At 65.6% G+C, this 26,250-nt stretch carries 24 protein-coding genes, 2 pseudogenes and 1 riboswitch; of the genes and pseudogenes, 15 read left to right on the forward strand and 11 right to left on the reverse strand.

Annotated features, from left to right (window positions below; all coding sequences use genetic code 11):
• Nucleotides 1-45: 45 nt before the first annotated feature.
• Together ACPFMJ_RS15760 and ACPFMJ_RS15765 are read right to left on the reverse strand one after the other, a co-directional pair.
• Entirely contained in the window at nucleotides 46-1,119 is a 1,074-nt protein-coding gene (locus ACPFMJ_RS15760; RefSeq protein ID WP_424360898.1) for an AMP-binding protein, read from the reverse strand.
• Nucleotides 1,116-2,948, reverse strand: a complete 1,833-nt coding sequence (locus ACPFMJ_RS15765) for an extracellular solute-binding protein (protein WP_424360899.1) — start codon at nucleotides 2,946-2,948, stop codon at nucleotides 1,116-1,118. The genes ACPFMJ_RS15760 and ACPFMJ_RS15765 overlap by 4 nt, the downstream gene beginning before the upstream one ends.
• Nucleotides 2,949-3,278: 330 nt before the next feature.
• Between ACPFMJ_RS15765 and ACPFMJ_RS15770 the strand changes: the two genes are divergently transcribed.
• On the forward strand, nucleotides 3,279-3,980 hold the full coding sequence (locus tag ACPFMJ_RS15770; protein WP_424360900.1) for an invasion associated locus B family protein: 702 nt from the start codon (nucleotides 3,279-3,281) through the stop codon (nucleotides 3,978-3,980).
• A gap of 217 nt (nucleotides 3,981-4,197) precedes the next feature.
• On the opposite strand, the gene hspQ is transcribed toward ACPFMJ_RS15770, so the two are convergent.
• The 3 genes and pseudogenes from hspQ to gap form a co-directional block, all read right to left on the reverse strand.
• Nucleotides 4,198-4,530 (reverse strand): heat shock protein HspQ, encoded by a 333-nt coding sequence (gene hspQ, locus ACPFMJ_RS15775; RefSeq protein WP_424360901.1) that lies wholly within the window; start codon nucleotides 4,528-4,530, stop codon nucleotides 4,198-4,200.
• A gap of 104 nt (nucleotides 4,531-4,634) precedes the next feature.
• Complete coding sequence (locus ACPFMJ_RS15780) at nucleotides 4,635-5,828, reverse strand: phosphoglycerate kinase (protein ID WP_424360902.1); 1,194 nt, start codon at nucleotides 5,826-5,828, stop codon at nucleotides 4,635-4,637.
• 79 nt (nucleotides 5,829-5,907) lie between these two features.
• A pseudogene (gene gap, locus ACPFMJ_RS15785) lies at nucleotides 5,908-6,914 on the reverse strand (type I glyceraldehyde-3-phosphate dehydrogenase).
• On the opposite strand from gap, the gene ACPFMJ_RS15790 reads away from it, so the two are divergent.
• The 3 genes from ACPFMJ_RS15790 (at nucleotide 6,895) to ACPFMJ_RS15800 (ending at nucleotide 8,701) form a co-directional block, all read left to right on the forward strand.
• Nucleotides 6,895-7,245 carry a DUF4164 family protein gene (locus tag ACPFMJ_RS15790; protein ID WP_424360903.1) on the forward strand — a complete coding sequence of 117 codons (351 nt, stop codon included), beginning with the start codon at nucleotides 6,895-6,897 and terminating at the stop codon, nucleotides 7,243-7,245. The pseudogene gap and the gene ACPFMJ_RS15790 sit on opposite strands and share 20 nt — an antisense overlap.
• Nucleotides 7,246-7,248: 3 nt before the next feature.
• Complete coding sequence (locus ACPFMJ_RS15795; protein WP_424360904.1) at nucleotides 7,249-7,632, forward strand: cell division protein ZapA; 384 nt, start codon at nucleotides 7,249-7,251, stop codon at nucleotides 7,630-7,632.
• A 223-nt stretch (nucleotides 7,633-7,855) separates the two neighbouring features.
• Nucleotides 7,856-8,701 (forward strand): hypothetical protein, encoded by an 846-nt coding sequence (locus ACPFMJ_RS15800; RefSeq protein ID WP_424360905.1) that lies wholly within the window; start codon nucleotides 7,856-7,858, stop codon nucleotides 8,699-8,701.
• Nucleotides 8,702-8,801: 100 nt separating this feature from the next.
• On the opposite strand, the gene ACPFMJ_RS15805 is transcribed toward ACPFMJ_RS15800, so the two are convergent.
• Nucleotides 8,802-9,368: a hypothetical protein gene (locus ACPFMJ_RS15805; RefSeq protein WP_424360906.1), complete on the reverse strand. Its 567-nt coding sequence runs from the start codon at nucleotides 9,366-9,368 to the stop codon at nucleotides 8,802-8,804.
• A 163-nt stretch (nucleotides 9,369-9,531) separates the two neighbouring features.
• Nucleotides 9,532-9,658: riboswitch (TPP riboswitch) on the forward strand.
• Between the two features lie 17 nt (nucleotides 9,659-9,675).
• Here ACPFMJ_RS15805 and ACPFMJ_RS15810 point away from each other — a divergent pair.
• Genes ACPFMJ_RS15810 through ACPFMJ_RS15820 form a run of 3 tightly spaced genes read left to right on the forward strand, consistent with a single transcriptional unit; the run spans nucleotide 9,676 to nucleotide 11,652 of the window.
• Nucleotides 9,676-10,686: an FAD-dependent oxidoreductase gene (locus ACPFMJ_RS15810; protein WP_424360907.1), complete on the forward strand. Its 1,011-nt coding sequence runs from the start codon at nucleotides 9,676-9,678 to the stop codon at nucleotides 10,684-10,686.
• Nucleotides 10,655-10,852: a sulfur carrier protein ThiS gene (thiS, locus tag ACPFMJ_RS15815; protein ID WP_424360908.1), complete on the forward strand. Its 198-nt coding sequence runs from the start codon at nucleotides 10,655-10,657 to the stop codon at nucleotides 10,850-10,852. The genes ACPFMJ_RS15810 and thiS overlap by 32 nt, the downstream gene beginning before the upstream one ends.
• Nucleotides 10,849-11,652 carry a thiazole synthase gene (locus ACPFMJ_RS15820; RefSeq protein ID WP_424360909.1) on the forward strand — a complete coding sequence of 268 codons (804 nt, stop codon included), beginning with the start codon at nucleotides 10,849-10,851 and terminating at the stop codon, nucleotides 11,650-11,652. The genes thiS and ACPFMJ_RS15820 overlap by 4 nt, the downstream gene beginning before the upstream one ends.
• Here ACPFMJ_RS15820 and ACPFMJ_RS15825 read toward each other — a convergent pair.
• Nucleotides 11,649-12,767 (reverse strand): phage tail sheath family protein, encoded by a 1,119-nt coding sequence (locus ACPFMJ_RS15825; protein ID WP_424360910.1) that lies wholly within the window; start codon nucleotides 12,765-12,767, stop codon nucleotides 11,649-11,651. The genes ACPFMJ_RS15820 and ACPFMJ_RS15825 overlap by 4 nt on opposite strands.
• 129 nt (nucleotides 12,768-12,896) lie before the next feature.
• Between ACPFMJ_RS15825 and ACPFMJ_RS15830 the strand changes: the two are divergent.
• The 4 genes and pseudogenes from ACPFMJ_RS15830 to ACPFMJ_RS15845 form a co-directional block, all read left to right on the forward strand.
• A pseudogene (locus ACPFMJ_RS15830) lies at nucleotides 12,897-13,394 on the forward strand (thiamine phosphate synthase); the annotation flags it as partial.
• 36 nt (nucleotides 13,395-13,430) lie between these two features.
• The gene (locus ACPFMJ_RS15835; protein WP_424363885.1) at nucleotides 13,431-14,204 is read left to right on the forward strand and encodes an N-acetylmuramoyl-L-alanine amidase; all 774 of its coding nucleotides are present in this window, start codon (nucleotides 13,431-13,433) and stop codon (nucleotides 14,202-14,204) included.
• 10 nt (nucleotides 14,205-14,214) lie between these two features.
• Nucleotides 14,215-15,129 (forward strand): SDR family NAD(P)-dependent oxidoreductase, encoded by a 915-nt coding sequence (locus tag ACPFMJ_RS15840; RefSeq protein ID WP_424360911.1) that lies wholly within the window; start codon nucleotides 14,215-14,217, stop codon nucleotides 15,127-15,129.
• Complete coding sequence (locus ACPFMJ_RS15845; protein ID WP_424360912.1) at nucleotides 15,119-15,511, forward strand: VOC family protein; 393 nt, start codon at nucleotides 15,119-15,121, stop codon at nucleotides 15,509-15,511. Before ACPFMJ_RS15840 ends, ACPFMJ_RS15845 begins: the two co-directional genes overlap by 11 nt.
• A gap of 106 nt (nucleotides 15,512-15,617) precedes the next feature.
• Here the strand turns inward: ACPFMJ_RS15845 and ACPFMJ_RS15850 are convergent, their stop codons facing one another.
• A complete protein-coding gene (locus ACPFMJ_RS15850) occupies nucleotides 15,618-16,241 on the reverse strand; it encodes a PilZ domain-containing protein (RefSeq protein WP_424360913.1) in 624 nt (207 codons plus the stop codon).
• A gap of 568 nt (nucleotides 16,242-16,809) precedes the next feature.
• Between ACPFMJ_RS15850 and ACPFMJ_RS15855 the strand changes: the two genes are divergently transcribed.
• Together ACPFMJ_RS15855 and ACPFMJ_RS15860 are read left to right on the forward strand one after the other, a co-directional pair.
• Complete coding sequence (locus ACPFMJ_RS15855; protein ID WP_424360914.1) at nucleotides 16,810-18,717, forward strand: autotransporter assembly complex protein TamA; 1,908 nt, start codon at nucleotides 16,810-16,812, stop codon at nucleotides 18,715-18,717.
• A complete protein-coding gene (locus ACPFMJ_RS15860; protein ID WP_424360915.1) occupies nucleotides 18,718-22,584 on the forward strand; it encodes a translocation/assembly module TamB domain-containing protein in 3,867 nt (1,288 codons plus the stop codon).
• A gap of 166 nt (nucleotides 22,585-22,750) precedes the next feature.
• Here the strand turns inward: ACPFMJ_RS15860 and ACPFMJ_RS15865 are convergent, their stop codons facing one another.
• Nucleotides 22,751-23,014 (reverse strand): hypothetical protein, encoded by a 264-nt coding sequence (locus ACPFMJ_RS15865; RefSeq protein WP_424360916.1) that lies wholly within the window; start codon nucleotides 23,012-23,014, stop codon nucleotides 22,751-22,753.
• Between the two features lie 176 nt (nucleotides 23,015-23,190).
• On the opposite strand from ACPFMJ_RS15865, the gene ACPFMJ_RS15870 reads away from it, so the two are divergent.
• Nucleotides 23,191-23,469 carry a hypothetical protein gene (locus ACPFMJ_RS15870; protein WP_424360917.1) on the forward strand — a complete coding sequence of 93 codons (279 nt, stop codon included), beginning with the start codon at nucleotides 23,191-23,193 and terminating at the stop codon, nucleotides 23,467-23,469.
• On the opposite strand, the gene ACPFMJ_RS15875 is transcribed toward ACPFMJ_RS15870, so the two are convergent.
• Nucleotides 23,459-23,866 (reverse strand): surface-adhesin E family protein, encoded by a 408-nt coding sequence (locus ACPFMJ_RS15875; protein WP_424360918.1) that lies wholly within the window; start codon nucleotides 23,864-23,866, stop codon nucleotides 23,459-23,461. The two genes, ACPFMJ_RS15870 and ACPFMJ_RS15875, sit on opposite strands and share 11 nt — an antisense overlap.
• Nucleotides 23,867-23,940: 74 nt before the next feature.
• Between ACPFMJ_RS15875 and ACPFMJ_RS15880 the strand changes: the two genes are divergently transcribed.
• Nucleotides 23,941-24,219, forward strand: a complete 279-nt coding sequence (locus ACPFMJ_RS15880; RefSeq protein WP_424360919.1) for a hypothetical protein — start codon at nucleotides 23,941-23,943, stop codon at nucleotides 24,217-24,219.
• Here ACPFMJ_RS15880 and ACPFMJ_RS15885 read toward each other — a convergent pair.
• Nucleotides 24,195-26,159, reverse strand: a complete 1,965-nt coding sequence (locus ACPFMJ_RS15885; RefSeq protein ID WP_424360920.1) for a beta-galactosidase — start codon at nucleotides 26,157-26,159, stop codon at nucleotides 24,195-24,197. The genes ACPFMJ_RS15880 and ACPFMJ_RS15885 overlap by 25 nt on opposite strands.
• Nucleotides 26,160-26,250: the final 91 nt, after the last annotated feature.

Consider the following 26,250-nt stretch of genomic DNA (forward strand, 5'->3'; position numbering starts at 1 on the left):
CGTCAGCGGCGAATATGAGCGAGGATGCGGCGTGCGCATCCTGCGTCAATCTCGCGCGGCCGCGCCTTTCTCGCCGTGCGCTGGCGCATGCGCCGCGCGCAGGCTCACCGCGCCGCCGGCGCCGCGCAGCTCGACGATTGGGCAGGCGGGCGCAACCTCGAGCCGCGGGGCGCCGGCGCCGTTGCAGAGCGCCGCAACCGAAACGAGCGCCCCATTGGCGAGCAGTCCCGCGCGGCCGAGATCGGCGAGGACGGAAGCGGGCGCCACGAGCCGCACCGGCCCCAGCGCGTCGAGCGTCTCGACAAAGCGCGCGGCCGTGAAGGGCGCGAGGAAATGCAGCGGACAGCCGGCGAGGAGCGCCGCGAGCGGACCGGCGACGAGCGCCGACAGCGAACTCGGCGCGCAAAGCGACAGGATGGGCGCCTCGCCTGCCGACCGCGTTGCGCGCACGAGGTCGAGCGCGGCGCCGAGCAGCGCGCCTTGCGTGGCGAAATCGACCTGGCCCAGATCGTCGAGCGCGCCGATCAGCCGGCGCTCGTCGGCGCCCCATTCATCGTCGAGCCGCACGCGCGGCGCGGGCTGCGCGGCGAGGGAAGCGGGCGAGAAGTCGGTCGCGCCGTCGAGCGTCCCATGCAGCGCCCCGATGAGGCGGATGGAGGGCGTGTCGGCGGCGATCTCCAGAAGCGGCGCCTCGAAATCGAGGCCGCAAAACTGCGCGGGGCCGAAAAGCGCCGAAACCTTCAGCGCTTTCGCCGCATTGGCGACGGCGTCGCGCGAATAGGGCAGAGGCAGCGGCGCGAGCACGGGATCGAGCCCGGCGGCGAGCGCCGCGGTGAGGGCGACGAAGCTCTGGGCGCCGGGCGGGCAGCAGACGAGCGCCCTCTCGCCGCGCGCGAACTCAAAGCCCCGCAGACGCGCCAGCGCCGCGCCGACGCGCTGATAGAGGTCGGCGTATGAAACCTCGTCCGCATCGCCGTCATGGTCGTCGCGAAAGGCGGGGGCGCCGGGGCGCGGCCTTGCGGCGCCGGCGATGAGCGCGTCGAAGCCGAAAAGCGTCAGAGGATGGGCGCGGGCCAGAGCCGCCTCGTCATTCTCCGAGTATGCGGCGCGGGCGGTCATGGATTTTTTCTCCACCAGCTTTCCAGCGTCGGGCCGAAAAGCGGCGACCCATAGTGCGGCAGCCGCTCGGGCCGCGCAATATCGGTCGAATGCGCGATCCATTGCTCGGAGGCGTGAAACAGCGGCACGACGTAGAAACCCGACAGCAGCACGCGGTCATAGGCGCGCACGGCGGTCACGAAATCCTCATGGCTCCGCGCGGCGAGCAGCGCGGCGATCATGCCGTCGATCGCGGGGGAGGCGGCGCCGGCGAGGTTGAAGGACGATTCCTGGTTCGCCGTCGCAGAGCTCCAGCGCATGCGTTGCTCGTTTCCGGGCGACGCGGAGGCCAGATATTGGCCGATCATCATGTCGAAATCGAATTTTTGGCGCCGGCGTTGATATTGCACGTCGTCGACGAGGCGCACGCGCACATCGACGCCGATGCGCGAAAGCGAAGAGGCGTAGGCGAGCGCCAGCCGCTCCTGGTCGCGATCCTTGACCATGATCTCGAAGGAAACCGGCTCGCCGTCCTTCATCAGCCTGTCGCCATCGAGCTGGTAGCCGGCGGAAGCGAGAAGATCGAGCGCGCGCTTCGCCATTTCGCGGTCGCGGCCCGAGCCGTCGCTCACTGGCGGGCGCCAGTTGCCGTCGAGAATGTCGGCGCGCACCGCGTCCGGCCAGGGCGCCAGCAGCGCCTTCTCCTTCCCGCTCGCCGGGCGGCCGGAGGAAGACAGTTCAGATTCGTCGAAGAAGCTTTTCGTGCGCGTATAAAGACCGGCGTAATAGTTGGCGTTGACCCATTCGAAGTCGAACATCATGCCAAAGGCTTCGCGCAGCCTTGCGTCCGCAAAGATCGGATGGCGCGTGTTGAAGACGAAGCCGCTCAATCCCTTGGGGTTGTCGTTCTTCAGGGATTCCTTGACCATGCGCCCGTCGCGCACCGCCGGGAAGTCGTAGCCGGACGACCAGCGCGTCGTGGAGGTCTCGTCGCGATAGTCGATCAGACCCGCCTTGAAAGCCTCGAAGAGCGAATTGCCGTCGCGGAAATATTGCAGGTCGATCTCGTCGAAATTGTAGAAGCCCTTCTGGCTCGGCACGTCGGCGCCCCAGTAGTTCGGGTCGCGCTTCAGCAGCATGCGCGCGCCGGCCTGCGTGTCGGCGATGACATAGGGGCCGGAGCCGATGGGCTTTGCGAGCGTCGCGTCGGAAAAGCGCTCGACGTCCGTGGCGTGTTTCGGCAGCACGGGCATGATGGCGAGAATGAGCGGCAATTCGCGGTCGCCGACGCCGGTCAGATCATAGGTCACGGTATGCGCGTCGGGCGCGGCGATCGACTTGACCAGCCCATAGGCGATGCGCTGCTGGGGGCGGCCCTTCGATTTCAGAAGGTCGAATGAAAAGAGCACGTCATCCGACGTGATCGGCTTGCCGTCGGAAAAATGCGCGCGGGGGTCCAGATGAAAGGTGACGTGCGTGCGCGCCGGGTCGATCTCGATCGACTGCGCGATCAGCGGATAGAGCGTGAAGGGCTCGTCCTGCGAGCGCGCCATCAGCCCCTGAAAGACATTCCCGACGAGGCCCTGGGCCGCGGTGCCGGATTTGACGTTGAAGGGATTGAGGCTGTCGAAGGTGCCGGGGAGCCCGACGCGCAGCTTCCCGCCCTTTTTCGCAGCCGGGTCGGCATAGGGGAAGTGGTCGAAATCCTTGGGCAAAGCCGGCGCGCCGTGCATTGCGAGGCCGTGCGTCGGCTCGGCGGCGGAGAGCGGACCGCCGAGCGACAGGGCCGCAAAGAGGGCCGCCAGGGCCAGTGACGAGCGGCGAATCGCGCGAATCGCAAGAAACCTCATGGCGTGACCATAATCGAACCTATGGCCTCTTGAAGTCGAAGACGGGCGTCATTCCGCCGTATTTTCAAATTTTACGTAGGGAAGCGTCCTGGGTTCGCTGGCGTCAAGCAAAGACCCGCTGGAATTTGGCGCGCCGACAATGTAAGAGCTTTGCCGTCGATCCGGCGCGTGACCGCGCCGGAGAGAAACCGCGACAGGGGCAAGGGTTCCACGGCGTTTCATTTTCGCGCCCAGCATGCGGGCGGCCCCGCGCGACGACGCGACAACAATAACTCTTTGCGAGAGCCGGAAAGGCCCCGGCTAGCAGACAATCGAAAGGGACTTCGCAAAATGTCGATCCTCTTCTCGCGGTCCGCCGCGGTCGCGCTGGCAGGCGCATTCCTGCTCGCCGGCGCTTCGGCGCAGGCCCAGCAGGCTCCGGCCGCCGGCGCCGCTCCGGCCCAGCAGGCTCCCGCGGGTGCGCAGCCGCAGGGCCCGATCACGGCCACGCTGCAGGCGGTGCAGCCCGACTGGACCAAGGTCTGCGGCTCCGATCCGGCGACCAAGAAGGAAATCTGCTACACGACCCGCGACTTCGGCGCCGCCGCCAAGGAAGGCGACGCGCCCCAGCCGCTGCTCGCGCTGGCCGTCTACGACCCCAAGGCCGACGACAACAAGATCATCCGTCTGCTGCTGCCGCCGGGTCTGATGCTGAAGCCGGGCTTCCGCTTCGCGGTCGACAAGGGCGCGATGGAGGCGGGCGCCTTCGAGATCTGCTTCCCGAACGGCTGCTTCGCCGAGGCCAAGGTCAAGAAGGCGACCGTCGACGGCATGAAGAAGGCCCAGCAGATGACGGTCATCGTCAAGAACCAGGCCAACGCCGAAGTCACCTTCTATCTGCCGCTGGCGAATTTCGGAAAGGCCTTCGACGGCCCGGCCATCGACCCGAAGGTGCTCGAGGAGCAGCAGAAGAAGCTGCAGGAAGAGCTGCAGAAGAAGGCCGAGGAAGAGCGCAAGAAGCTCGAGGCCAAGGGCGCCGCCGAGAAGAAGTAAGCGCTTTTCGAGCCGCTTGAATTTGAAGACGCCCGCGTGACAGCGCGGGCGTTTTCTTTTTGGCGTCGTCGCCGCGCATCCCGCCCGCTCATTGCAGCAGCGAAGCCTTCCGGACCGTTATCCCGGCTCTGGATTGCGACGTCGCATTTCCCGAAGTCGGGCATTACCCGACTTCCAAGAGGCTCCTCGCAATGACAGGGAGGCTATTAGCCTGAGATCAGTGCCTTTTCGGCGCGCGCATGCGGTAGACGCCGTCGTCGTCGCGCTCGAAGGTCTCCTCGACCTGCGGGTGGCGGACGGGATCGCCCGAGGTGTCGGGCACGAGATTCTGCTCCGACACATAGGCCACATATTCGGTTTCGGCGTTTTCCGCGAAGAGGTGGTAGAAGGGCTGGTCCTTGCGCGGACGCAGGTCCTCGGGAATCGACAGCCACCATTCTTCGGTATTCGCAAATACCGGATCGACGTCGTAAATGACGCCGCGAAACGGGTAGCGGCGGTGCTTCACCACCTGCCCGATCCCGAATTTGGCTTTATTCTCTGTCGGCATTCTTGCGACGCCTTTAACGCGGATTTTACGCTCGCAATTTGGTAGCGCAGCGCCGTCGCCCCCGTCAACGGGGCGTTACGGCGCAGCGCAAAAACGCTTTTTCGTCAGGCCTTTAGGGCGGCTACGCCGGGGAGGGTCTTGCCTTCCAGCCATTCCAGGAACGCGCCGCCGGCGGTCGAGACATAGGAAAACTCCTGACCGGCGTGCGCCTGGTTGAGTGCGGCGACCGTGTCGCCGCCGCCAGCGACCGAGAGCAGCTTGCCTTCGACGGTGAGACGCGCGGCCGTCTGCGCGACGGCGTTGGTGCCCTCGTCGAAGGGCGGCAGCTCGAAGGCGCCGCAGGGGCCGTTCCAGACAAGCGTCTTGCATTTCGCGAGCAGGCTCTCGACATGGGCGACCGATTTCGGCCCCACGTCGAGGATCATGTCGTCGGCGCCGACATGATCGACCGAGACGATGTGGGACGGGGCGTGGGCCTCGAATTTCTGCGCGACGGTGGCGTCAACCGGCAGGACGACCGTGCAATTGGCCGCCTTCGCCTTTTCGAGGATTTCCAGAGCCGTCGGGGCGAGATCGTGCTCGCAGAGCGACTTGCCGACCGCCTTGCCTTGTGCGGCCAGGAAAGTGTTGGCCATGCCGCCGCCAATGACGAGATAATCCACCTTGGCGACGAGATTGCCGAGCAATTCCAGCTTGGTGGAGACCTTGGCGCCGCCGACGACCGCCATCACAGGGCGCGCGGGACTGGTGAGCGCCGATTCGAGCGCCTCCAGCTCCGCCTGCATGGTGCGGCCCGCAATGGCGGGGAGCTTCTTCGCGATGCCTTCGGTCGTGGCGTGGGCGCGATGCGCCGCCGAGAAGGCGTCATGGACGAAAATATCGCCGAGCTTCGCGACTTCGTCGATAAAGGCCGGATCGTTCTTCTCTTCGCCCTTGTGGTAGCGGGTGTTTTCGAGGAGCGCGACATCGCCGTCCTTCATCGCGGCGATGACGGCCTCCGCCGGCGCGCCGACGCAGTCGTCGGCGAAGGCGACCTTGCGCTTGAGATAATGCTCCAGCGTCGGCAGCACGTGGCGCAGAGAGTCCTCTTCGACGCGCTGGCCCTTCGGCCGGCCGTAATGCGAGAGCAGGATGACCTTGGCGCCCTTGTCGGCGAGCTCGTTGATCGTCGGCAGGATGCGTTCGATGCGGGTCGCGTCGGTCACGCGGCCTCCCTCCATCGGCACGTTGAGATCGACGCGCAGCAGCACGCGTTTGCCTTTGACGTCGACGTCGTCGAGAGTGCGGAAGGAGGTCATCTGCGCGGGCTCCAAAGGTCGTCAGAAATGACGACGCGGACCGAATAGGCCCGCGTCTGGATTTTATTTCGATCGGGGCTCAGATCAGCGAGCCGATCAGCGCCGCCGTATCGGTCATGCGGCCGGAGAAGCCCCACTCATTGTCGTACCAGGACAGGATCGAGACGAGGTTGCCGTCCATCACCTTGGTCTGGTCGAGATGGAAGGTCGACGAGGCCGGGCAGTGGTTGAAGTCGATCGAGACGAGCTTTTCCGAAGTATAGGCCAGCACGCCCTTCATCGGACCGTCGGCCGCCGCCTTGATGGCCGCGTGGATCTCGTCCTTCGTCGTCGGACGCTTGGCGACGAACTTCAGGTCCACGGCCGAGACGTTCGGCGTCGGCACGCGGATGGCGTAGCCGTCGAGCTTGCCGTTCAGCTCCGGCAGAACGAGGCCCACCGCCTTGGCGGCGCCCGTCGAGGTCGGGATCATGGACAGGCCGCCGCGCGGGCGCGGTAGAGATCCTTGTGGAAGGTGTCGAGCGTCGGCTGGTCGCCCGTATAGGAGTGGATCGTCGTCATGATCCCCTTCTCGATGCCGATGGCGTCGTTGAGGACCTTCGCGACCGGCGCGAGGCAGTTCGTCGTGCAGGAGGCGTTGGAGACGATCAGGTGATCCTTGGTCAGCTTGTCATGGTTGACGCCATAGACGATCGTCAGATCCGCGCCGTCGCCGGGGGCCGAGACGAGCACGCGCTTGGCGCCGGCGTCGAGCAGCAGCTTCGCCTTGTCGCGTGCGGTGAAGATGCCGGTGCATTCCATCGCGATATCGACGCCCAGCTCCTTATAGGGCAGCTCGGCGGGGTTCTTGATGGCGGTGACCTTGATCTTTCCGCGGCCCACGTCGATCGTGTCGCCGTCGACCTTCACCTCGTAGGGGAAGCGGCCATGCACGCTGTCGTAGCGCAGCAGATGGGCGTTGGTCTCGACGGGGCCCAGATCGTTGATCGCCACGACCTCGAGATCGGTGCGGCCGGATTCGACGATGAAGCGGAGGACGTTGCGGCCGATACGCCCGAAGCCGTTGATGGCCACTCTGACGGTCATATGGAATTTCTCCTTGTCGCCGCAGCCCGCCGACGCCGCCGCCGAGAAGCTCGACGCGGCGCTTTCCCGCCTGAAGACGGCGCTGGACCAGTTAGAGCGCACGGTGGCCCTGAAGCTCGAGGACGACCTTTCCAGCGCCGAGCTGGAGGAGGAACTCGCCATCATGCAGGACGATAGGGGCCGCCTCGCGCTCGATCTCGACGCCGCGCTCGCCCGCGTCAGCGCGCTGGAGAAGGCGCGCGACGAGGTGCTGCGCCGGCTCGACGGGGCGGGAGCGGGCGTCGCCGCGGCGCTCGGCGCGGCGGCCTCGGCCGTGCGGCGGGCGGATTAAGCCATGGCCGCCGTCATCGTCACAATCGCCGGCCGCACCTACCGCCTGTCCTGCGACGACGGCGAGGAGCCGCGTCTCGAACAGCTCGCCCGCTATGTCGAGGGCAAGATCCTGTCGATGAAGGACGGCTTCAAGGACATTGGCGAGCAGCGCATCGTGGTGATGGCCGCGCTCGCCATCGCGGATGAAGCCACCGACGCGCGCGGCAAGGCGCAGGCGATGGAGATGGACATCGCGGCGCTGCGGGCGGAGCTGGATTCGGTGAGGAAGACGGCGGCGGCGCTTGAGGAGCGCGCGGCGGCGGCGGTGGACGATGCGGCGCGGCGGATCGAGCAGCTGAATGCGGAGCTGCAGAAGCCGGCTGTGAAGGACGATTTTCCGATTTAGCTTTTTAGCACTGTAGACGTAAAGACCGCCGGCTTGACAGAAAATACAAGCAATGTTTGCCTTGCGATGATTTTTCCAAGCAAACAGAGGCTTTGCCATTACTGTGGTCAAACATATAAACATATTCCATTCTGTAGTCTTCGCCCTGTCCTGCCTTTTCATCTCAGAGGCGACGGGTGAAACCATCAGTGAGGCCCCAAAGCCTGTCACATCCGAGCATTTCGTGACTACGGCAGGCGGGTTTCAGTATCAGGTGGGGAGAAAGTCCGACAAGGAACGTAGGCATGCCTACTTTTTGTCGGTCGACGTTATTAAGCCGTTCGAAAACAAGGTTTTTGCTGAATTTGAGTTTGAAAACCCCGCAGGCTCGAAGGCGGCGCCCTTGCGCGTCGAAAGGCAGATTGAAACCGTCGACAAGAAGTTGTCAGTGGAATCTGCGCCAGTAAAAGGGGTTCAGACGTCGCACATCTACACAGTGGCGCTTCGAGTCTATGCCGACAGTGAGAAAACACGCCTCCTGACCGAGCATATCCAGAAAATCCAGGGCCCCACCGAGTTCCAGAACCAATGGGTCGTCGCTTTGTCAAAAGGCTTTTCGCCGCGTAAATGCGAGGGAGTCCGTGCGACGATCCTCGCGCCTCCCGGGTGGTTCCTGAAGGAAGCAGGCAACGAAGACTCCGCGGCCTGCTTTCTCACTAAGGAAGAAATTGCAGGCCCACAGGGGCGCTATCTGACGGGCGTGACGATCCAGCGCTTCAAGAACCTGCGCTCGGAAGACGGTAAAGAGCTGCAGCCGCAGAATATCGCAGGCATCGGACTCAAGGCGCTAATGGAAAAGCAGAAGGTCATTCGCGTGGTGGCGAACAGCGAAGGGCCTCTCCCGGGATACGAGATTGAGTATCTTGCCCGAAGCACGACGCCGCCCACGCATATTTTCCAGGTCTGGCGGTCGGAGGCGCCCGGCTCGGCGACCCTCATAATGGCCGAGGCGCCGGCGGCGCGTTGGCGGACGGATTGGGAAGTTCTCGAGCCGATTATCCGGACGATAGACGTCGACCCGTATCAATAGGCTAGGTCGGCTGCGCGCGCCGGTCGCTAAATCGGCGAACCTTGGAGGAAAGACGCCTCCAAGGCTTCGCTCTTCGTGAAAAAAGATCGGTCCTACGGCTTCACTTCCCCCAATTCTCGATGCTCGCGTCGCGCTTCGCCTTCTGAAGGTCGTCCGCGAAGGTCGAATATTGGTGATTGAGCTTCTCGGCCGTCATCGCGACGCCGCCGTCGGACATGATGGCGATCTTCATCTGCTCGGTCGCCATGCGGTCGAGTTCGTTGATCCACTGGTTGACGTTGGCGAGCAGCTTGTCCTTGCGCTCCTTCTGGACCGCATGATCGGGGGACGTGTCGGTGGCGATGGCGATCTCGGCCTTGGTGTCTTCGATCAGCTTGTCGACTTCCTTCAGCTTCGCCTCCAGCGCCGCCGCCTGATCCGCCGCGCCGCCCTTGGCCTTCTCGAGGGCGGCTTCCGTCTCCTTCTTGGCTTTCTCCAGATTGTCGAGGCCGTTCTTCAGCCAGCTCGACTGGATGGTAAGGAGCGAGTCGCGGGCGATGCCGGTGAGGTTGAAACCGTTCGGGATGGGGAAATAGGGACCGATTTTGGCCGCCTGAGCAGGCGCGGCGAGACCGATTGCGCCGGCGACGAGGGCCGCGGCGAGGGCCGCGCGAAGGCTGAGGAACATCTATTTCTCTCCCGGATAGGCGCGACTTTTTGGTGTCTTGCGCGCGTTGTCGTCGCCTGAAAGTGGGCTATCGACGCCTCTCTTGCAAGACTGCTTCCTGCCATGCAGCCGCCATCGGGCGCCGTCGCGGCGCTTGACGCGGATGGGCCTTTGGCGCGATTCTTCGCGCAACCGGGGGAGCCCCGCCAGGGGGCTGAGAGGCTGCAGGAGCGTCGCGAGGCGCGAGGCGCGGCGACCCTTCGAACCTGATCCAGTTCACTGCTGGCGGAGGGATGGTGTCGAATTTTCTTCCCATAAGGGGCGCGTCATGCTCGCGCGGGTGATCGGGGCCGGCGTCGCCGGGCTCTGCGCGGCCTATGCGCTGGCGCGGGGCGGGGCGGCGGTGGAGCTTGTCGAGCGCGCCGCTGCGCCCGGGCAGGGCTGCTCGCGCTACGCCGGGGGCATGATCGCGCCCTGGTGCGAATTGGAGAGCGCCGAGCCGCTCGTCGCGGAACTCGGACAGGAGGCGCTGGACTTCTGGACCCGCGAGGTCCCTGTCGCGACGGTCGCGGGCAGCCTCGTCGTCGCCGCCCCGCGCGAACGCGCCGAGCTTGCCGACTTCGCCCGCCGCACGGAGCATTTCGAGCGGCTCGATGCGGCGGGGGTGGCCGCGTTGGAGCCGGACCTTTCCGGGCGCTTCGAGGAGGCGCTGTATTTCCCGCAGGAGGCGCATCTCGATCCGCGCGCGGCGATGCGGGCGCTCGCCGAGCGCCTCTCCGCGATGCAAAATGTTGCGCAGCATTTTGGCGTCGACGCCGAAAGCCTGATGACCGCGCCCGACTGGACGATCGACTGCCGGGGCTTCGCCGCCCGCGACGCGCTGGCGAAGCTTCGCGGCGTCAAGGGCGAGATGCTCGTTTTGCGCAGCGACGACATCTCGCTCTCACGCCCGGTTCGCATGCTGCATCCGCGCCGTCCGGTCTATGTCGTGCCGCGCGGGGAGGGGCTTTTCATGGTTGGCGCGACCATGATCGAGAATGAGGAGCGCGCGCGCGTCACGGCGCGCTCGGTGGTGGAGCTCGTCAACTCCGCCTTCGCCATCCACCCCGCCTTCGCCGAGGCGGAGATCGTCGAGACGGGCTCGGATGTGCGTCCCGCCTTTCCCGACAATCTGCCGCGCCTTATCCGGCGCGGTCGGACGCTCTACATGAACGGGCTCTACAGGCATGGTTTCCTGCTTGCCCCGGCGCTGGCGCGGCGGGCGGCCGAGGTCGTTCTCGGCGGCGCCTACTTCCCGGAGGTGATGGATGCGGATTCAGGTGAACGGGCGTCCGCGTGAGGTCGAGGCCTGCACGCTGGAGGCGCTGCTGCGCGAATTGGGCTATGAGGACCAGAAGGTCGGCACCGCCCTCAATCATGAATTTGTGCGCGACAAGGACCGCGACAAGGCCCTCCTGCATGAGGGCGACGCCGTGGAGATCGTGACGCCGAGGCAAGGCGGATGAACGCGAAAGTCGAGATGCCGGCCGATCCCGTCTTCTTCTACGGCGCGGCCTTGCGTTCGCGCCTGCTGCTTGGCACGGCGCGTTACCCGTCGCCCGCGATCCTCGCGGAGGCTATTCGCGCGTCGGGATCCGAGGTCGTGACCGTCTCGCTGCGCCGCGAGGCTGGCGGCTCGCGCGCGGGCGAAAGCTTCTGGAGCCTCGTGCGCGAAACGGGCGTGCGGGTGCTGCCCAACACCGCGGGCTGCCGCACGGCGAAGGAAGCGATCACGACCGCGCAGATGGCGCGCGAGGTTTTCGAGACCGACTGGATCAAGCTCGAAGTCATCGGCGAAGAGGACACGCTGCAGCCCGACGTCTTCGGCCTCGTCGAGGCGGCGAAGGCGCTCGTCGCGGATGGCTTCCAGGTCTTTCCCTATACGACCGACGATCTCGTTGTCGCCGAGAAGCTGCTCGACGCGGGCTGCAAGGTTCTGATGCCCTGGGCCGCGCCGATCGGCTCGGGTCGCGGCGTCAACAACGCTTTCGCGTTGCGGGCGCTGCGGGCGCATTTCCCGGATGTTCCGCTCGTCGTCGACGCCGGCCTCGGGGCCCCGTCGCATGCGGTTACGGTGATGGAGATGGGTTACGACGCCGTGCTGCTCAACACGGCGGTGTCGCGCGCCGGCGATCCCGTCGCCATGGCGCGCGCCTTCGGCCTTGCGGTTGAGGCCGGGCACCTCGCTTTTCGGGCGAAGCCCATGACGCCGCGCGACATGGCGGAGCCGTCGACGCCGGTGATCGGACGGCCGTTCGGAGACTAGGCCGGCGCGTTCGCTCGCGTCTGCATGTGGATCAGGACGAATTCGGCGGGTTTCAGCGCTGCGAAGCCGATGAGGATATTGACGACCCCCGCGTCGATGTCGGCCTGTGTCGTCGTCGTGGCGTCGCAACGGACGAAAAAGCACTCATCCGCCTTCGCGCCCTGAAAGGCGCCCTGCCGGAACAAGCCGTGTAGAAAGCCCTCGATGGCGAGGCTTATGCGCGCCCAGAGCGGTTCGGCGTTGGTCTCGAAGATGGTCCATCCGAGCGACGCGGCGAGACTGGACTCGATGAAAAGCGCCAGTCTGCGGACGGGAATGAATTTCCAGTCCGAGCCCCGCAGATCGTCGCCGTCGAGCGTGCGCGCGCCGAAGACGAGGAGGCCGCGCTCGGGAAAGCGCCGCAGACAATTCACCCCGCGCGGATTGAGCAGGCCGTTTTGCCGGTCATCGAGATGCGCCTTCAGATCGAGCGCGCCGACAAGCGAGGCTTCTGCGCCCGCCGGAGCCTTCCAGACGCCGCGCGCCGCATCCATGCGCGCATAGACGCCCGCGACGAAGCCGCAGGGAGGCTGCGGACCCTCTGGCGTCATGATCCAGGGATAATAGAGCGCCGCGTTCATTGCGTCGGGGCCCGTCAGCGCGGGCAGGCCTTGCAGGAGGCTCTCGACTGTCGCCTGTTGCGGCGCGTCGAGAATGAGAAAGGCGCGCTTGCGCCGGCAGAAGGCTTGCAACGGCGCGATCGCCGGCGCTTCGGTGAGGCCCGGAACGCAGAGCAGATTGAAGGCCAGCGCGTCGGCCGCGCCGCCTTCCGCAAAGGCGCTCGCAAGCGCGCTCAAAAACGAATTGCGGTCGCTTGGCGCGCTGTCGAGACGCAAGACGATCGCGCGCCTGCCGCCATTGTCGAAAAAGGCGCGAAGACTCGCCGTGAGCAGGCTGGGGCTTTGCCCGTAGAGGCGTGCGTAATCGGAAAAGCTCGCGACCGGCGTGGCCTTCAACGGACCGTCAGGCGATTCGCCGACAAAGAGCGTCACATCCGTGGGCGCGCTCGCGACCGGCGGCGCGCCTCCCGCATTCTCCGCGGTGAAGACCTGCGGAAACTGCGTAAAATTGGTCATGTCCGCTTCCCCTATTCCCCTCGGCCCCCGCCGCGTCTATTTGGGGCCGACACGAAGCGTTCTCCGGAGCCGCCTTTGCCCGCCTGTAGCCTGGACCCCTTCTACCTCATTGTCGATCGCGCCGACTGGTTGACGCGGCTTCTGCCCCTTGGCGTGAAGCTCGTGCAATTGCGGGTGAAGGACCGGTCGGAGTCGGAGGTGCGCGAAGAGATCGTTCGCGCGCGGGATCTCTGCCGCGCGGCGGGCGCGCAGCTCATCGTCAATGATTATTGGCGCCTCGCCATCGACGCCGGTTGCGACTTCGTGCATCTCGGGCAGGAAGATATCGACGACGCGGATATTCCCGCCTTGCGACGCCATGACGTGAAGCTCGGCGTCTCGACGCATGACGAAGACGAGCTTGAGCGCGCCTTGTCGCTCGCGCCCGGTTATGTCGCTCTCGGCCCGGTTTGGCCGACGCTGCTCAAGGAAATGAAATTCGCGCCGCAGGGACTCGAAAGGGTCTCGCGCTGGAAGAAGCGCATCGGCGACATTCCGCTCGTCGCCATTGGCGGGCTCACGCCGGCGCGCGCCTGCCTCGCGCTTGCGGCCGGGGCCGACAGCGCCTGCGTCGTCACGGACGTGCTGCGCGCGCCGGATCCCGAATCGCGCACGGTGGAATGGGTGACCGCCACCGCGCCCTGGCGCAGCGCGCCGGAGCTGACGAGAAGCTTTACGCCCGATTACGCCGGCGCAGTCGCTTTCCCGTCGCCCAACCACGGACCGCGCGCGAAGCCCATCTCGGCGCTCATTCTGCATTACACTGGGATGCCGACGGCGGAGAGCGCGCTGGAGCTTTTGTGCTCGCCCATCCGCGAAGTGTCGGCGCATTATTTCGTCGAGGAAGACGGCCGCGTTTTGCAGCTCACGCCCGAAGAACGACGCGCCTGGCATGCAGGCGTGAGCTATTGGGCCGGCGAGACGGATATGAATTCCGCGTCGATCGGAATCGAGATCGCGCATCCCGGCCATATCGATCCGCATCCTTTTCCCGCGCCGCAAATCGAGGCGGTCATTGCGCTCTCGCGCGACATTTGCGAGCGGCGCAAGATCGCGCCAGAGCGCATTCTCGCCCATTCCGACATCGCGCCGCGCCGGAAGATCGATCCCGGCGAGTTCTTTCCCTGGGAGGAGCTCGCCGCCGCGGGCGTCGGCCGCTATCTTGCGTCGACGCAAAGCGACGGCCCTGCGCTCGAAGCGGACATGGCGGGCGCGGCGGTCTCGCATCTGCAAAGCCAACTCGCCAATTTTGGTTATAAAATCGCCGAGACCGGCATTTACGACGACGACACGGTTGCGACAGTCGCGGCTTTCCAGCGCCATTTCCGGCGCGAGCGCGTGGACGGCCGCGCCGACGCCGCCACGATCGACATTTTGACGCGCCTTCTCGCGCAGTAAGGAATTGCACATGGCGAATGAATCGAAGCGCGCCGTCGTCGTCACAGGCGCGTCCACCGGAATCGGCGCGGCCTGCGTCGCGTCTCTGGTCGAGGCGGGTTTCTTCGTCTTTGGCTCCGTGCGCAAGGAGGCCGACGCCGAGCGTCTGCAGGCGCGTTTCGGCGACAGCTTCGCGCCGCTCCTTTTCGACGTCACCGATGGCGAGGCCGTCGCCAAGGGCGCGCAGGCCGTCGCGTCGTGGCTTCACGGCGCGACGCTCGCCGGTCTCGTCAACAACGCCGGCGTCGCCGTGCCGGGGCCGCTGCTGCATCTGCCGGTCGCCGATTTGCGACGGCAGTTGGAGATCAATCTCATCGGCCAGCTTCAGGTCACGCAGGCTTTCGCGCCGCTGCTCGGCGCGCGCCAGCCTCTGGCCGAGAAGCCCGGGCGCATCGTGATGATGAGCTCGATCGCGGGCCGTTTCGCCTCGCCGTTTCTGGGCGCCTACAACGCCTCGAAATTCGCGCTCGAAGGCATGTCCGACGCGCTGCGCCGGGAGTTGAAGGTTTATGGAATCGACGTCGTCCTCATCGAGCCCGGCATGATCGCGACTCCCATCTGGGACAAGGCCGAAAGCGCCGACTTCGCGCATTTCGACGACACGATCTACGGCCCGGCCGCGCGCCGCATGCAGAAATGGGCGGTGGAGGAAGGGCGCACCGCGCCGGGGCCCGAGATCGTGGCGGAAGCCGTGCTGCGCGGACTGACCGCGTCGCGTGCGCCGCTTCGCATTCCCGTCATGAAAAACCGGTTCCTCGGCTGGACGCTTCCGGGCCTCATGCCCATGCGGCTCGTCGATTGGCTGACCGATTATCAATTGGGCTTCTCGGCGCTGCGCAGGAAGCTCGCGACCGCTCCCGTGAAAGGAGAGCAGGATGGCGAATGAGATGCAATTCGTTCACGGGGCCGTGTGCTGGAGCGAGCTCGCCGTCCGAGACATCGCCCGCGCGCAAAAATTCTATGCTGACGCCCTCGGCTGGCGTTTTGAGGCGATGCCGGCGCCGGACATGACCTATTGGATCATTCTGTCCGGCGAGGCGCGCGTCGGCGGCATGTTCGAGATGACGGGCCCGCAATTCGAGGGCGTGCCGGAGCACTGGCTGACCTATATCGCCGTCGACGACATCGACGCGCGGCTGAAGAAGGCCGTCGGCGCCGGCGCGAAGATCTGCAAGGAGGCCTTCGACATTCCCGGCGTTGGCCGCATGGCCGTGCTGGCGGAACCCGGCGGCGCGGTCGTCGCCTGGATGACGCCGAAGCCGATGTGAAGAGGCCGCGCCGTCCGTCCTTGCGAGCGCAGCGAAGCATTCAGAGCCACGCTCTTGGCTCTGGTCGTTCATATCCGCGCGATGGCGCCAGCTTGATGACGTCGATCTAAAGACGCGTCGTCTCGTCGATCTCGCCAGGCCGGAAGTGCTTGATGAATTCGCAGGCGACGCCGTCGTCGAGAATGCGCACGACCTTCGCCGGGGTGTTGCCGACCATCACCTCGGCGCCCATCGGAATGATGTGGTCCGTTTCGAGCGCGACGCCCGAAAGCGACAGGCTGCGGATGCGCACAATGTGTTCGTCCCCGCGGGTGAGGCGCAGCACGGTGAGGTCCATGAGCGGCACGATGCGGTCGTGGCGCCGGCGCTCCTCGATATCCATCGAACTGCGGTTGGCGTACCAGGTGAGCTGATCGGCGAGCCTGTCGCGCTTTTTAGGCGTCAATTGCAGGCTCATCTCGAAGCCGGTCTCCGTTCCGTTCAGGACGGCGCCGGTGAAGCGCCCCAACTCGTTGAGGTAGAGCACCACCTTTTCCCCCGGCATGGCGACGACAGGCGCGAAGAGCGAAACCTCGCTCGTCGATATCTCGAAAGTCCGGCAAGGATACTCTTCGTTCGACTTGAGCAGCATGTAGCGTCCCTGGAAGTCGATCTGGACGCGCTGCAAGCGATCGGCCGCGAAATGATTGATCGAGTGGAGGAGATTCACGCCCATTGTCGAATCCGCCATGTCCTTGTGAGCCGTCCTGCAGCTTCGCCTCGGGGGAGAATGCTCAGGTTTGATGCGAGAAAGTTACATGAGAGAGGTTGCGGCAAAAAGTTTCGCACGCCGTTTTCGACGCCCCTTTTGCGGAACGCCGTGTGCGAACAACTGCGTTAACTCGGACAATTTTACGCGCCGGCCGCCAAGCGCTCAGATTCATTGGCGCCTCGGCGGACGAGTCCCGGAAAATCGAAAAGGCGGCTACGCTGCAAAGTTCGTCCAGCGCCGCCGGACCCTGGAGTTTTCGCCGCGAAGTTTTGAAAAACGGTTCTGATTTCGATGCACAGGCGCGCGCGTTAGTTATCCCCAGCCTCCAGGCTGGCGTTACCTTGCCGCCCCGCCCCGCCCCGCCCCGCCCCGCCCCGCCACCGACATGCGCCGCGCCTTCAAAACATTATTAACTACAAGCGCCGCGATAAGCTTAATCAAATGGACCCGGACCCCTTTTGGTCTTATGGTTTAGTTTAAGAGATTTTGCAGGTTTAACGTGACGTCGCCGCGGGTTTTCATAAGGTCGCTCCTTTGTTGCGGTTTGATGGTCGCTCCGCTCGCGCCGGCGCGCGCGTTCGACTTTTTCGGCTTGTTCGGCGCGCCCGAAAAGGCGCAGCCCAGGCCCGACGCCGTCGCCTACGACATCGAGTTCAAGGGGCTCGATGACGGCAAGCTGGAGCAGGTCCTCGAGGACGCCTCCAACAGCTGGCGGTTGCGTCTCGATTCGCCCGGTTCCGGGGTTGGCCTCGCGCGGCGCGTCGTCGCGGATTATCCGCGCCTTTCCGACGCCCTGTGGGCGAGCGGCTATTTCAACGCTTCCGTGAGGGCCAGCGTCGCGGGCGTTTACGTCTCGCCCGAAGGCAAGGGCGTCGAAGCCGCCGCCGCCGCCGCCGAAGCCTACCGCGGAGCGGGGCTTGCGCCGGTCGTTTTCGAGATCGATCAGGGGCCGCTCTTCACGCTGCGCCACGTCGTCGTCTATGACGCGCGCACCAATGCGCCGATCGATCCGGCGCTTTTCTCGCGCAAGGCTTTGGAGGCCGATCCGGACCATCCGGCTCGCGCCGCGAACATGCGCGCGCGCGGCGCCGAGTGGGTCGACCAGTTGCGCGAGAAATCCTATCCGCTTGCGAAGATCGTGTCCGTCCGTCCCGTCGTCTTCCACAAAGAGCACGTGATGGACGTGGCGGTGACCATCGATCCGGGACCCAAGGCCGGCATCGGCGCCGTCGAGCTTTCCGGCTCGCCGGGCGTCGATCCAAACGTCATCCGTTCGTTCATTTATCTGGAAGAGGGCGAGCCTTACAGTCCGAAGAAGCTCGCAGGCACCCGCAAATCGGTGGCGCGCATCGAGGCGCTCGGCGGCGTCAAGGTCGAGGATGGCGCGCATCTCGACAAGAACGGCAATCTGCCGATCCTCGTCGAAACCAGCGAGCGCAAACGCCATGCGATCGGCGCCTCGGCGATGTTCTCCAACATCAACGGGCCGGCGCTGCGCGCCTATTGGGTCGACCGCAATCTCTTCGGCGGGGCCGAGCGGCTGCGCTTCGATCTCGAAGGCGGGCTCGCTTATTACAACAACTCCGCCGCCTTTCTCTCCTTCCCCGAACTGAAGGCGAGCAATCTCGTCGGCGTCGCGCATGTGGGCTTCGTCAAACCGGCGCTTAGCGGCACGCGCAACGATCTGTTGCTCGACGCCTCGGCGGTGCGCGAACGCACCGTTTATTACTGGGCCGCCTTCGGCAATTTCAACGGCGCGATCCGCCACCGCTTCAGCGATACGGCGTCGATCCAGGCGGGGCTCGAAATAGAAGGCGGGCAATATTTCGACGTTTACGGCCTGCATGATTATTCGCTGCTGGGCTTTCCGATTTCGGGAACCTATGACAGCACCGACAATGCGCTGGCCCCGACGCGCGGCGTGCGCGTCAACGCCCGCGTCGCGCCTTACGTGAAGGCGCTGCCGCATGGCGTCGGCATGGTGGAGTCGAAGGGGCAGGCTTCGACCTATTACGCGCTGGACGAAGACGCCTGGTATATCCTCGCGGGCCGCGTCGCGGCGGGCTCCATCGTCGGCGCGTCGGTCGAGAACGTCCCCGCCAATCGCCGCTTCTCTGCGGGCGGCGGCGGCTCGGTGCGCGGCTATCGCTATCGCTCGATCAGCCCGGAAAACGGCTTCGGATGGCCCACGGGCGGGCTGAGCCTGTTCGAGGCTTCCGCCGAGGCGCGGATCAAGGTGACGAAGAATATCGGCATCGTGCCTTTCCTCGACGCCGGCGCCGCCTTCTCGACCCCCTGGCCCGATTTCGGCTCCACCATGCGCGTCGCCGCCGGCGTCGGCCTTCGTTATTACACGGGCATTGGTCCCATTCGCGTCGATCTCGCGACGCCGCTCAATCCGCGGCCGACGGACAGCCGCTTCGCGCTCTTCATCGGCATTGGGGAAAGCTTCTAGATGCGCAGGCGCTCGCTTTCCCTCGCCGCCGGCTTCGCCGCTCTGGCCGCTCTCGGCGTCACGGCCGGCGTCGTTTGGCTCGACAGCGAGACGGGCGGGCGCTGGCTCGCGCGCATGGCCTCGGGGGCGGCTTCGTCGCCGGATATGAAGGTCGCGATCGGGGCGATCGACGGCGCCCTGTCTTCCGCCCCATCCATTCGCGACCTGATTATTTCCGATCGCGACGGTCCGTGGCTCAAGGTCGATCGCATCGGCGCGAAATGGTCTCGCTTCGCGCTGCTCGGACTGACGCTCGACATCGACCGCATCGAGATCGGCGAAGTCGACGTGCTACGGCGGCCCGCGCCCGCCGTCGCGCCCAAACAGGCTGAAGCGAAGGCCGGGGCGTCCGCATTCCCGCCGAAACTTCCGGTCGCCGTTCGGCTCGGGGAATTGGCGCTCGCAAAGCTTGTCCTCGCTGAGCCCGTGGCGGGCGCCGCCGCGACGCTTTCCGTCTCCGCCGGGGCGGAGCTGACCGGCGCGACGGCGCGCGCCAGGCTTCTCGCCGAACGTCTCGACGCGCCGGGGTCGATCCGCGCGGACGCCGGCTATCAACCCGGCGACGGCAAGCTGCATGTGAAGATTGCGGCCTCGGAGCCCGGCGACGGCCTCATCGCGCGTCTCGCCAATCTCCCCGGCCTGGCGCCGGTCGAAGCGTCGATCGACGGCGATGGGACGCTCGACGCTTTCGCCGCGACGATCGTCGCCAAGGCGGGTGAGGCCGGCGCCGAGGGCGCTGCGAAGATCGCGCGCGAGGGCGGTGCGCGGCGCCTTGAGCTCGATCTGACCGCGCGGCTCGCCGACGCTCTGCCGCGCGACCTCGCGCCGCTTTTCGCCGAGACGACCAGGATCGAAGGGAATGGGCGTCTTGCCGATGACGGCGCCGCCGCGCTCGAAAGGCTGAAAGTTGCGGCGTCCGGTTTCGAGCTCGGGGCCACGGGCCGTCTTTCCGCTACGGGCGAAGGGCAGGGGACGCTGCGCCTCACCGCCGCCGATCTTGGCCGCTTCTCGCGGCTTGCGGGACGCGATCTCTCCGGCGCGCTCGATCTTTCCGCCGATCTCACGGGCGCGCCGCGAGAGGGCGCGATCGTCGCCGCGCTCGACGGCGCCGTGACGGGGCTCGGCTCGGGCGTCGCGGCGGTGGACGGGCTCGTCGGCGAGCGTCTTTCCTTGTCGGGCAAGGTCGCAACGCGCGCGGATGGCGGGTTCTCGTTCGAAAAGCTCGCGCTGAACGGCGCGCATCTCTCTGCGCTGATCGACGGCGAGGCGGCGAAGGAAAAAGCGGCGATCGAGGCGAAGATCGACCTTCCCGACCTGAAATATGCCGGCCTGCCGCTCACGGGCCGCGCCAATGTCGTCGCCCACGTGACGGGCGCGCTCGACAAGCCCGACGCGACGCTCGCGGCGACGCTGGAAGACGCGGCCGCCAATGGTCGCCCGATCCCGAAACTGACCGTGCAGGGCGAAGCGCACGACGTGCTGGGCGACCTCACCGCGCTCGCCACGCTGGACGGGACAGTCGATCGCAAAAAGGCGAGGGGCCGATTCTCGCTGGCGAAGGCCGGCGCGGGCTGGAAGCTCGACGAACTCGACCTCGCCGTGGGAAGCGCGACCGCGAAAGGCGCTTTGGCGCTGGATGAAGCCGGGTTGGCGAGCGGCCGGCTCAGCGTCGCCGCGCCCAATCTCGACGAGGTGTCCGCGCTCGCGCTGCAGAAGCTCGGAGGTCGTCTCAACGCCGACATTGCGCTCGACGCGGAGGGCGGCGGGCAGAACGTCTCCGTCGATGCGACGGGGGCGAGCGTCGAGACGAGCGGCGCCTCAATCGCGCGGCTCGGCGCGAAATTCACGGCGCGCGATCTATATCGTCGCCCGGCGCTCGATGGCGAGGTCTCGCTCGACAACGCCCGCGTCGGCAAGGAGACGATCGGCAAGGCGCGTCTGCTCGCGCAACCCGCGGGCGCTGGCGCCGCGGCGCTCGATCTCGCGCTCGATGCGCGCGGCTTCAACATCGCAGGCCGCGCCACATTGACGCCTGGCGAGGTCACGCAACTCGACATCGCTTCCTTCTCCGCGCAGCGCGCCGGAAAAAAGATCGCGCTGGCGCAGCCCGCTGTCGTGACGATCCAGCGCGGAGCGATGAATCTGCGGGGCCTTTCCGTTGCGCTCGGTTCGGGCCGGCTCGATGTGGACGGCCTCATCGGCGAGCGTTTCGACCTCGCCGTGAAAGCGCGCGCCGTACCGCTTTCGGTCGCATCCATCGTTGATCCGTCGCTCGGCCTCGACGGCGCGGTGGAGGCCGAAGCGCGCATCACGGGAACGAAGACCGCGCCCATAGGCGATTGGCGCGTGAAAGCGAGCAAGGTTACGGCGCCGCAATTGCGGACGAACGGCCTGCCCGCGATCGAGGCCGCCGCCAGCGGGCGTCTCTCCGGCGCCCGCACGAGCGTCGATGCGGACCTTGCGCTTGGCGCGACGAGCAAGCTGAAGATCACGGGCTCGGCGCCGCTCGGCGACGGTTCGCTCGATCTTGCCGTAAGGGGCGCGCTCGATGCGGCGCTCGCCAACACCATGCTCGCCGCGAACGGCCAGACGGTGGCGGGCAAGGCCAATGTCGATCTGCGCCTCACGGGCCCCGCCGCCAATCCGGTCATTGGCGGTTCCGTCGTCATCGCGGACGGCGCCTTCAACGATCCCCTGAACGGCGTGAGCCTTGCGAAGATCAACGGGCGGCTCGAAGGGCGCGGCCACGATCTCACCATCAACGGCCTGACGGCGCAGACGAAGAATGGCGGCGAGATCGCCGTGGCGGGCCGCGTGACGGTGGCGCCGGACGCCGGCATGCCGGGCGCGCTGCAGATCGTCGCAAACAACGCGCAGCTTGCAAGCACCGACATCGTCAATACGGTGGGGGATCTCAACCTCGCGATCAGCGGTCCGCTCGCGCGCAATCCCAAAGTCGCGGGCAAGGTCAATCTCGACCTGATGGAAGTCAGCGTCCCCGACCGGCTGCCCGCCAATCTCAAGCCGCTTCCGGGCTCCACCCATATCGACGCCAAGGGCTTCGCCGCGCAGATGCTGGCGCTCGAGCGCAAGCAGAAGGAGAAGGCCGGGCGCAAATCCAATTTCGACGCCGCGCTTGATCTCGCCCTTTCCGCGCCCAACAAGATCTTCGTGCGCGGGCGCGGCATCGACGCTGAATTCGGCGGCGATCTGAAGATCGGCGGCACGATTCAGAAACCCAATGTCATTGGCGGCTTCGATCTGCGCCGCGGCAAGATGCAACTCCTGACCCAGCGCATCGAGATCACGCGCGGCAAGCTCTCCTTCACCGGCGGCCTTGCGCCGCAGCTCGATTTCCTCGCCGAGACGACCGCCGCCGACATCACGGCGCGCATCGGCGTTTCGGGACCGGCGGCTTCGCCGGCCTTCACCTTCTCATCGACGCCGGAAATGCCGCAGGACGAAGTGTTGTCGCGCCTGCTCTTCGCGAAAGCCTCCGGTTCGCTCACGCCTTTCCAGGCGGTGCAGCTCGCGGCCGCGCTCGCGCAATTTTCCGGGGCCGCGACGGGCGTCGACGCATTCGAGAAGATGCGCAAATCGCTTGGTGTCGACTCGCTCGATCTCGACGCGGGCGGCGCCAACGGCCCCACCATCGGCGCGTCACGCTACATCATGGACGGCGTGAGCGTCGGCGTGAGGACGGGCGCCAGGCCCGAGCAGACTTCGGTAAATGTCGGCGTCGACGTTACGCGCGGCGTGCGCCTGCAGAGCGAGACGTCGGTCGACGGCAAGACCTCGATGGGCATTGGCGTCGAGCACGAATATTGAGACTTATGATCGAGGCTCGGCCTCATCCTTCGAGACGCGAGCTCCGCTCGTTCCTCTGGATGAGGCCTAAGTGGCGATGGCCTCTTGAGAGCCCCTCATGCTGAGGAGCCTGCGCAGCAGGCGTCGCGAAGCACGAGGGGCGTTGTCATGCGGTTCGCAAACCGCATCAGCCGCAGACCCACACCCAGCCGCCATAGCCCGGGCGCCAGCACGAGCCTGTGCCGTAGGGATACCAGCTTCCGCCCCACCAGCGGCCGCCGCCGCCCCAGCCCCAATGGCCGTGCCATCCATGACCGCCATGCCATCCATGGTGGCCGCCATGCCAGCCCCCGCCCCAGCCGCCATGACCGCCCCAGCCATGCGCGAAGGAAGCCGTCGGGAACATGAGAGCGCCGGCGAGCGCCGTGACAATCGCAATTTTACGCAACATTTTTCGCTCCTTTTCCGAACCAATGTTCGGCGCAGCAGGAACCGTGGTCAGAATGCGCCCTTGCGAGAGGGGCTGCTGTGCGGACCCGCACATGTCGGCGCGAGGGCGCGAATTGGCGAAACTTGGCTTGGCGCCCGGGAGCCGCCTGCGTCATGCTGCAGGAGAGGGAGGAACCCATGCTCGATAGGTTGCCGCAGCCGCTTCAAAAGCCGATCGGCCTCACACTGGGCTGGTCCTTCTTCGTCTTCTCGCTGCTCGCCGTGCCCTTGAGCGTCGTGACGCTCATGCGCTGGTTTCAGCTTTCCTGGTGGATGGCGCTCATCGGCGTTTTCGTCGCCAGCCTCATCCCCTATGCCGGGCGATTCGCCTATTTCGGCCTCGCCGTCATCGGCGCCTATTACTGGATCGAGGCGGGGTTCAGCTTCCCGGAGGCGGTCGGCCGCTTCATTGATTGATCGGGCAAACTTTCCCGGCGAGCGTCTGATAGAAATACGGGACTTTGCCCCATGTCGCCCTGGCCGGATAATCGCTGCGCACGGCGCCCGTCGCCATATGGCCGGCGAACCAGCTTCCGCCGTCCGAACGATAGGCCTGTTTCGCGCAATCGAAGCGCGCGCTTTCAATCTCGGACAGGCCCTTCTCCGCGAGTTTGAAATCGATGGCCTCGGGCGAATGCGGATTATAGTCGGTGAGCGCCTTGGCGAGAGTCGAGCCGTCGTCGCCCTTCTTCACGGAGGCGGGGTCGAGATAGATTTTGGAGAAATCGTCCTGCCAGACGAGCGACCATTCGGCATGGGCCGCCGTCGCGTAGAGGAATGGTGCGAGAATGAGAAGAAAAGCGCTTTTCCGCATGGGCCTGCCTCTGTCGCCTGATCGCGCCAGTCTTCCATCCTTTTGAGGAAAGCGCAAAGCTTGGGGGAGCGGCAATGGCCTTTTCATTGAGCAAGCTCGTCTCCGCCGTCTTCAACGGCGCGCCGACGCCGGAACTGACGGAAAAGTACACGGCGCAGATCACCGCGCTCATCTCGCTCTACATTTGCGCAGTCGCCGTTTTTCTCGTCTGGCTTTACATCCGCGCGGTGAAGAAGCGTTCCGACCTCACGGAGGAGCGCCGCCTCTTCTATGTCTGGATCGCGTGGTCTTCGATCTACGCGATCCTCATGATCATGGCTTTTGTCTTCTATTTCCTCTTCTCCGTAAGCTGAAAGGCGGCGACGCCGCAGGGCGGCAGAATGGTCTCGCCGAGCAGGAGCTGCGCCTCGCCGACCTGCGATGAAATATCGACGGGCTCGGGGCCGTAATTGAAGACGTAACGCAGCCCGCCATTGTCGCGGATGCGAATGTCTCGCGGCGGCGAAACTGTTTCGACGCGGGCATCCGCGAGGAGTTTGGAGAGCGCGCAATCGAGCAGCGCGTCATTCGGCCAACCGGCGAGATAGTAGTGCTTCCATTGGCGCGCGAGCGCGCATTCGTCGTCATAGGAGGCGATGACGCTTTCGACGCCCTCGCCGAGAACGACGAATTCGCGCCAGCGCTGGAAATGGCCGGTTTCGGTCGGGATGACGGCGTCCGGCCGCAGGCTTTCGACGCGGCGAACGCGCAGATCAATGAGTTTTTGTAACGCGCCGGGCGGCAAGGCCGGCGGAATCTGGAAATCGGCGGTCTTGGAGCCTGAACGCGGGCCCATCAGCAAATGAGCCTCGCTCGCGGCGAGCGCCTCGACGAACGCGTCCGAAGCCGTAAACAATCCCGGCAGCAGAATGAGCTTGCGGTTCTGCACCGTTTCGGCGGTCGGCTGGCCGATATCGACGGAAAGCCCGGCGCGGCGTAGGCCGCGATAGAAATGCAGCACGAGTTCATAATAGGAGAAATCGCGCCCCTGCGGCTCGATCTTCCAGGCCCATTCGCTTTCATAGTCGAAGATCAGGACGACATCCGCGCGCTTTGTCTCGACGCACGCATCGAGCGAGGCGAGTTCGGCCGCGATGGTCTTCACCGCGTCATAGGCTTCGCTCGCTTCCGAGTTTGGCGGCAGCAACCCCTCGTGCATCTGCTCTTGCGCGAAAGGCGCCTGTCGCCAGCGAAAATAGCTCACCGTCTCCGCGCCCGCGGCGAAGGCCTCGAAGGTCCACAAGCGCACGGCTCCCCTGGCCGGGGCCGGGTTCCACGGCGCCCAGTTCACGGGGCCCGGCTGCTGCTCCATGACCTGCCATCGCCCGCGCCCGCAGCCGCGATAGAGATCGTGGTGGAACGCCTGAAAGTCGGGATCGCCGACGCGCATGTAGCGCGCCTTGAAGGCGTCGTCATTGGCGCTGCGTTCGAGAAAGCCGAGCGGGTAGCTGTCCCAGCTCGCCGCGTCGAGGTCCTGCGACACCGCATAATGGTCGAAGGCCGTGAAGGCGCCCATGAAATTGTGCAGGATCGTCCGTCCCGGCGAATGCTTGCGGATGATCTCGACCTGCCGCCGGTTGAAGGCGACGACCTGATCCGAGGAGAAGCGCTGGAAGTCGAGGAGATGCGCCGGATTGGCTTCCGTGACGGTGAGGTTCGGCAGGTCGATCGCGTCGAAGCTCGAAAGCTCCATCGACCAGAAGACATTCCCCCATGCGGCGTTCAGCGCGTCGCTAGCGCCGTATTTCTTTTCGCACCATTTGCGGAAGGCGTAGAGCGCCGCGTCTGAATAGCTCTCCACCGTATCGTGACAGCCATATTCATTGTCGGTCTGCCAGGCGACGACGCCGGGATGCGCGCCGAATTCTTCCGCGAGTCGCGTGACGATGCGGTCGCATTCGCGCGCATAGCCCTCATGGCTGAAACAGTAATGGCGGCGCGAGCCGAATTTGCGCGGTCGCCCCTCAGCGTCGCGCGCCAACATGTCGGGCATGGCGTCGACGAGCCATTTGGGCGGGGTCGCGGTGGGCGTGCCGAGAACGACGTGAAGACCCGCGGCATGGAGCGTATCGATCGCTTCGCGCAGCCAGTCGAACGCATAGACGCCGGCGCGCGGTTCGAGGCGCGACCAGGCGAATTCCCCGATGCGCACGTAAGAAAGCCCGATCGCCTTCATGCGCGCCGCGTCTTCCGCCCACAAGGAGGCGGGCCAGTGCTCTGGATAATAACAGACGCCGAGTTTCTGCTTGGTCATCAGGGACGCTCGCCAATGATCGAAGGGCGAGCCGTGCCCTTGAAATTTAACAGCCCGATGACGGCCCGGATCGGCTACTATCCTGCGACCC

The organism is Methylocystis parvus, assembly GCF_049675845.1.
In the GTDB taxonomy this organism is placed as follows: domain Bacteria; phylum Pseudomonadota; class Alphaproteobacteria; order Rhizobiales; family Beijerinckiaceae; genus Methylocystis; species Methylocystis parvus_A.

Coding starts and splice junctions, on each gene's coding strand:
- ACPFMJ_RS15760 (WP_424360898.1), bottom strand. CDS start 1,119: ATGACCGCCCGCGCCGCATACTCGGAGAATGACGAGGCGGCTCTGGCC.
- ACPFMJ_RS15850 (WP_424360913.1), bottom strand. CDS start 16,241: ATGGCGGATTCGACAATGGGCGTGAATCTCCTCCACTCGATCAATCAT.
- ACPFMJ_RS15805 (WP_424360906.1), bottom strand. CDS start 9,368: ATGTTCCTCAGCCTTCGCGCGGCCCTCGCCGCGGCCCTCGTCGCCGGC.
- hspQ (WP_424360901.1), bottom strand. CDS start 4,530: ATGCCGACAGAGAATAAAGCCAAATTCGGGATCGGGCAGGTGGTGAAG.
- ACPFMJ_RS15810 (WP_424360907.1), top strand. CDS start 9,676: ATGCTCGCGCGGGTGATCGGGGCCGGCGTCGCCGGGCTCTGCGCGGCC.
- ACPFMJ_RS15825 (WP_424360910.1), bottom strand. CDS start 12,767: ATGACCAATTTTACGCAGTTTCCGCAGGTCTTCACCGCGGAGAATGCG.
- ACPFMJ_RS15875 (WP_424360918.1), bottom strand. CDS start 23,866: ATGCGGAAAAGCGCTTTTCTTCTCATTCTCGCACCATTCCTCTACGCG.
- ACPFMJ_RS15870 (WP_424360917.1), top strand. CDS start 23,191: ATGCTCGATAGGTTGCCGCAGCCGCTTCAAAAGCCGATCGGCCTCACA.
- ACPFMJ_RS15780 (WP_424360902.1), bottom strand. CDS start 5,828: ATGACCTCCTTCCGCACTCTCGACGACGTCGACGTCAAAGGCAAACGC.
- thiS (WP_424360908.1), top strand. CDS start 10,655: ATGCGGATTCAGGTGAACGGGCGTCCGCGTGAGGTCGAGGCCTGCACG.
- ACPFMJ_RS15885 (WP_424360920.1), bottom strand. CDS start 26,159: ATGACCAAGCAGAAACTCGGCGTCTGTTATTATCCAGAGCACTGGCCC.
- ACPFMJ_RS15765 (WP_424360899.1), bottom strand. CDS start 2,948: ATGAGGTTTCTTGCGATTCGCGCGATTCGCCGCTCGTCACTGGCCCTG.
- ACPFMJ_RS15795 (WP_424360904.1), top strand. CDS start 7,249: ATGGCCGCCGTCATCGTCACAATCGCCGGCCGCACCTACCGCCTGTCC.
- ACPFMJ_RS15865 (WP_424360916.1), bottom strand. CDS start 23,014: ATGTTGCGTAAAATTGCGATTGTCACGGCGCTCGCCGGCGCTCTCATG.
- ACPFMJ_RS15820 (WP_424360909.1), top strand. CDS start 10,849: ATGAACGCGAAAGTCGAGATGCCGGCCGATCCCGTCTTCTTCTACGGC.
- ACPFMJ_RS15840 (WP_424360911.1), top strand. CDS start 14,215: ATGGCGAATGAATCGAAGCGCGCCGTCGTCGTCACAGGCGCGTCCACC.
- ACPFMJ_RS15860 (WP_424360915.1), top strand. CDS start 18,718: ATGCGCAGGCGCTCGCTTTCCCTCGCCGCCGGCTTCGCCGCTCTGGCC.
- ACPFMJ_RS15790 (WP_424360903.1), top strand. CDS start 6,895: ATGGCCACTCTGACGGTCATATGGAATTTCTCCTTGTCGCCGCAGCCC.
- ACPFMJ_RS15855 (WP_424360914.1), top strand. CDS start 16,810: ATGGTCGCTCCGCTCGCGCCGGCGCGCGCGTTCGACTTTTTCGGCTTG.
- ACPFMJ_RS15770 (WP_424360900.1), top strand. CDS start 3,279: ATGTCGATCCTCTTCTCGCGGTCCGCCGCGGTCGCGCTGGCAGGCGCA.
- ACPFMJ_RS15880 (WP_424360919.1), top strand. CDS start 23,941: ATGGCCTTTTCATTGAGCAAGCTCGTCTCCGCCGTCTTCAACGGCGCG.
- ACPFMJ_RS15845 (WP_424360912.1), top strand. CDS start 15,119: ATGGCGAATGAGATGCAATTCGTTCACGGGGCCGTGTGCTGGAGCGAG.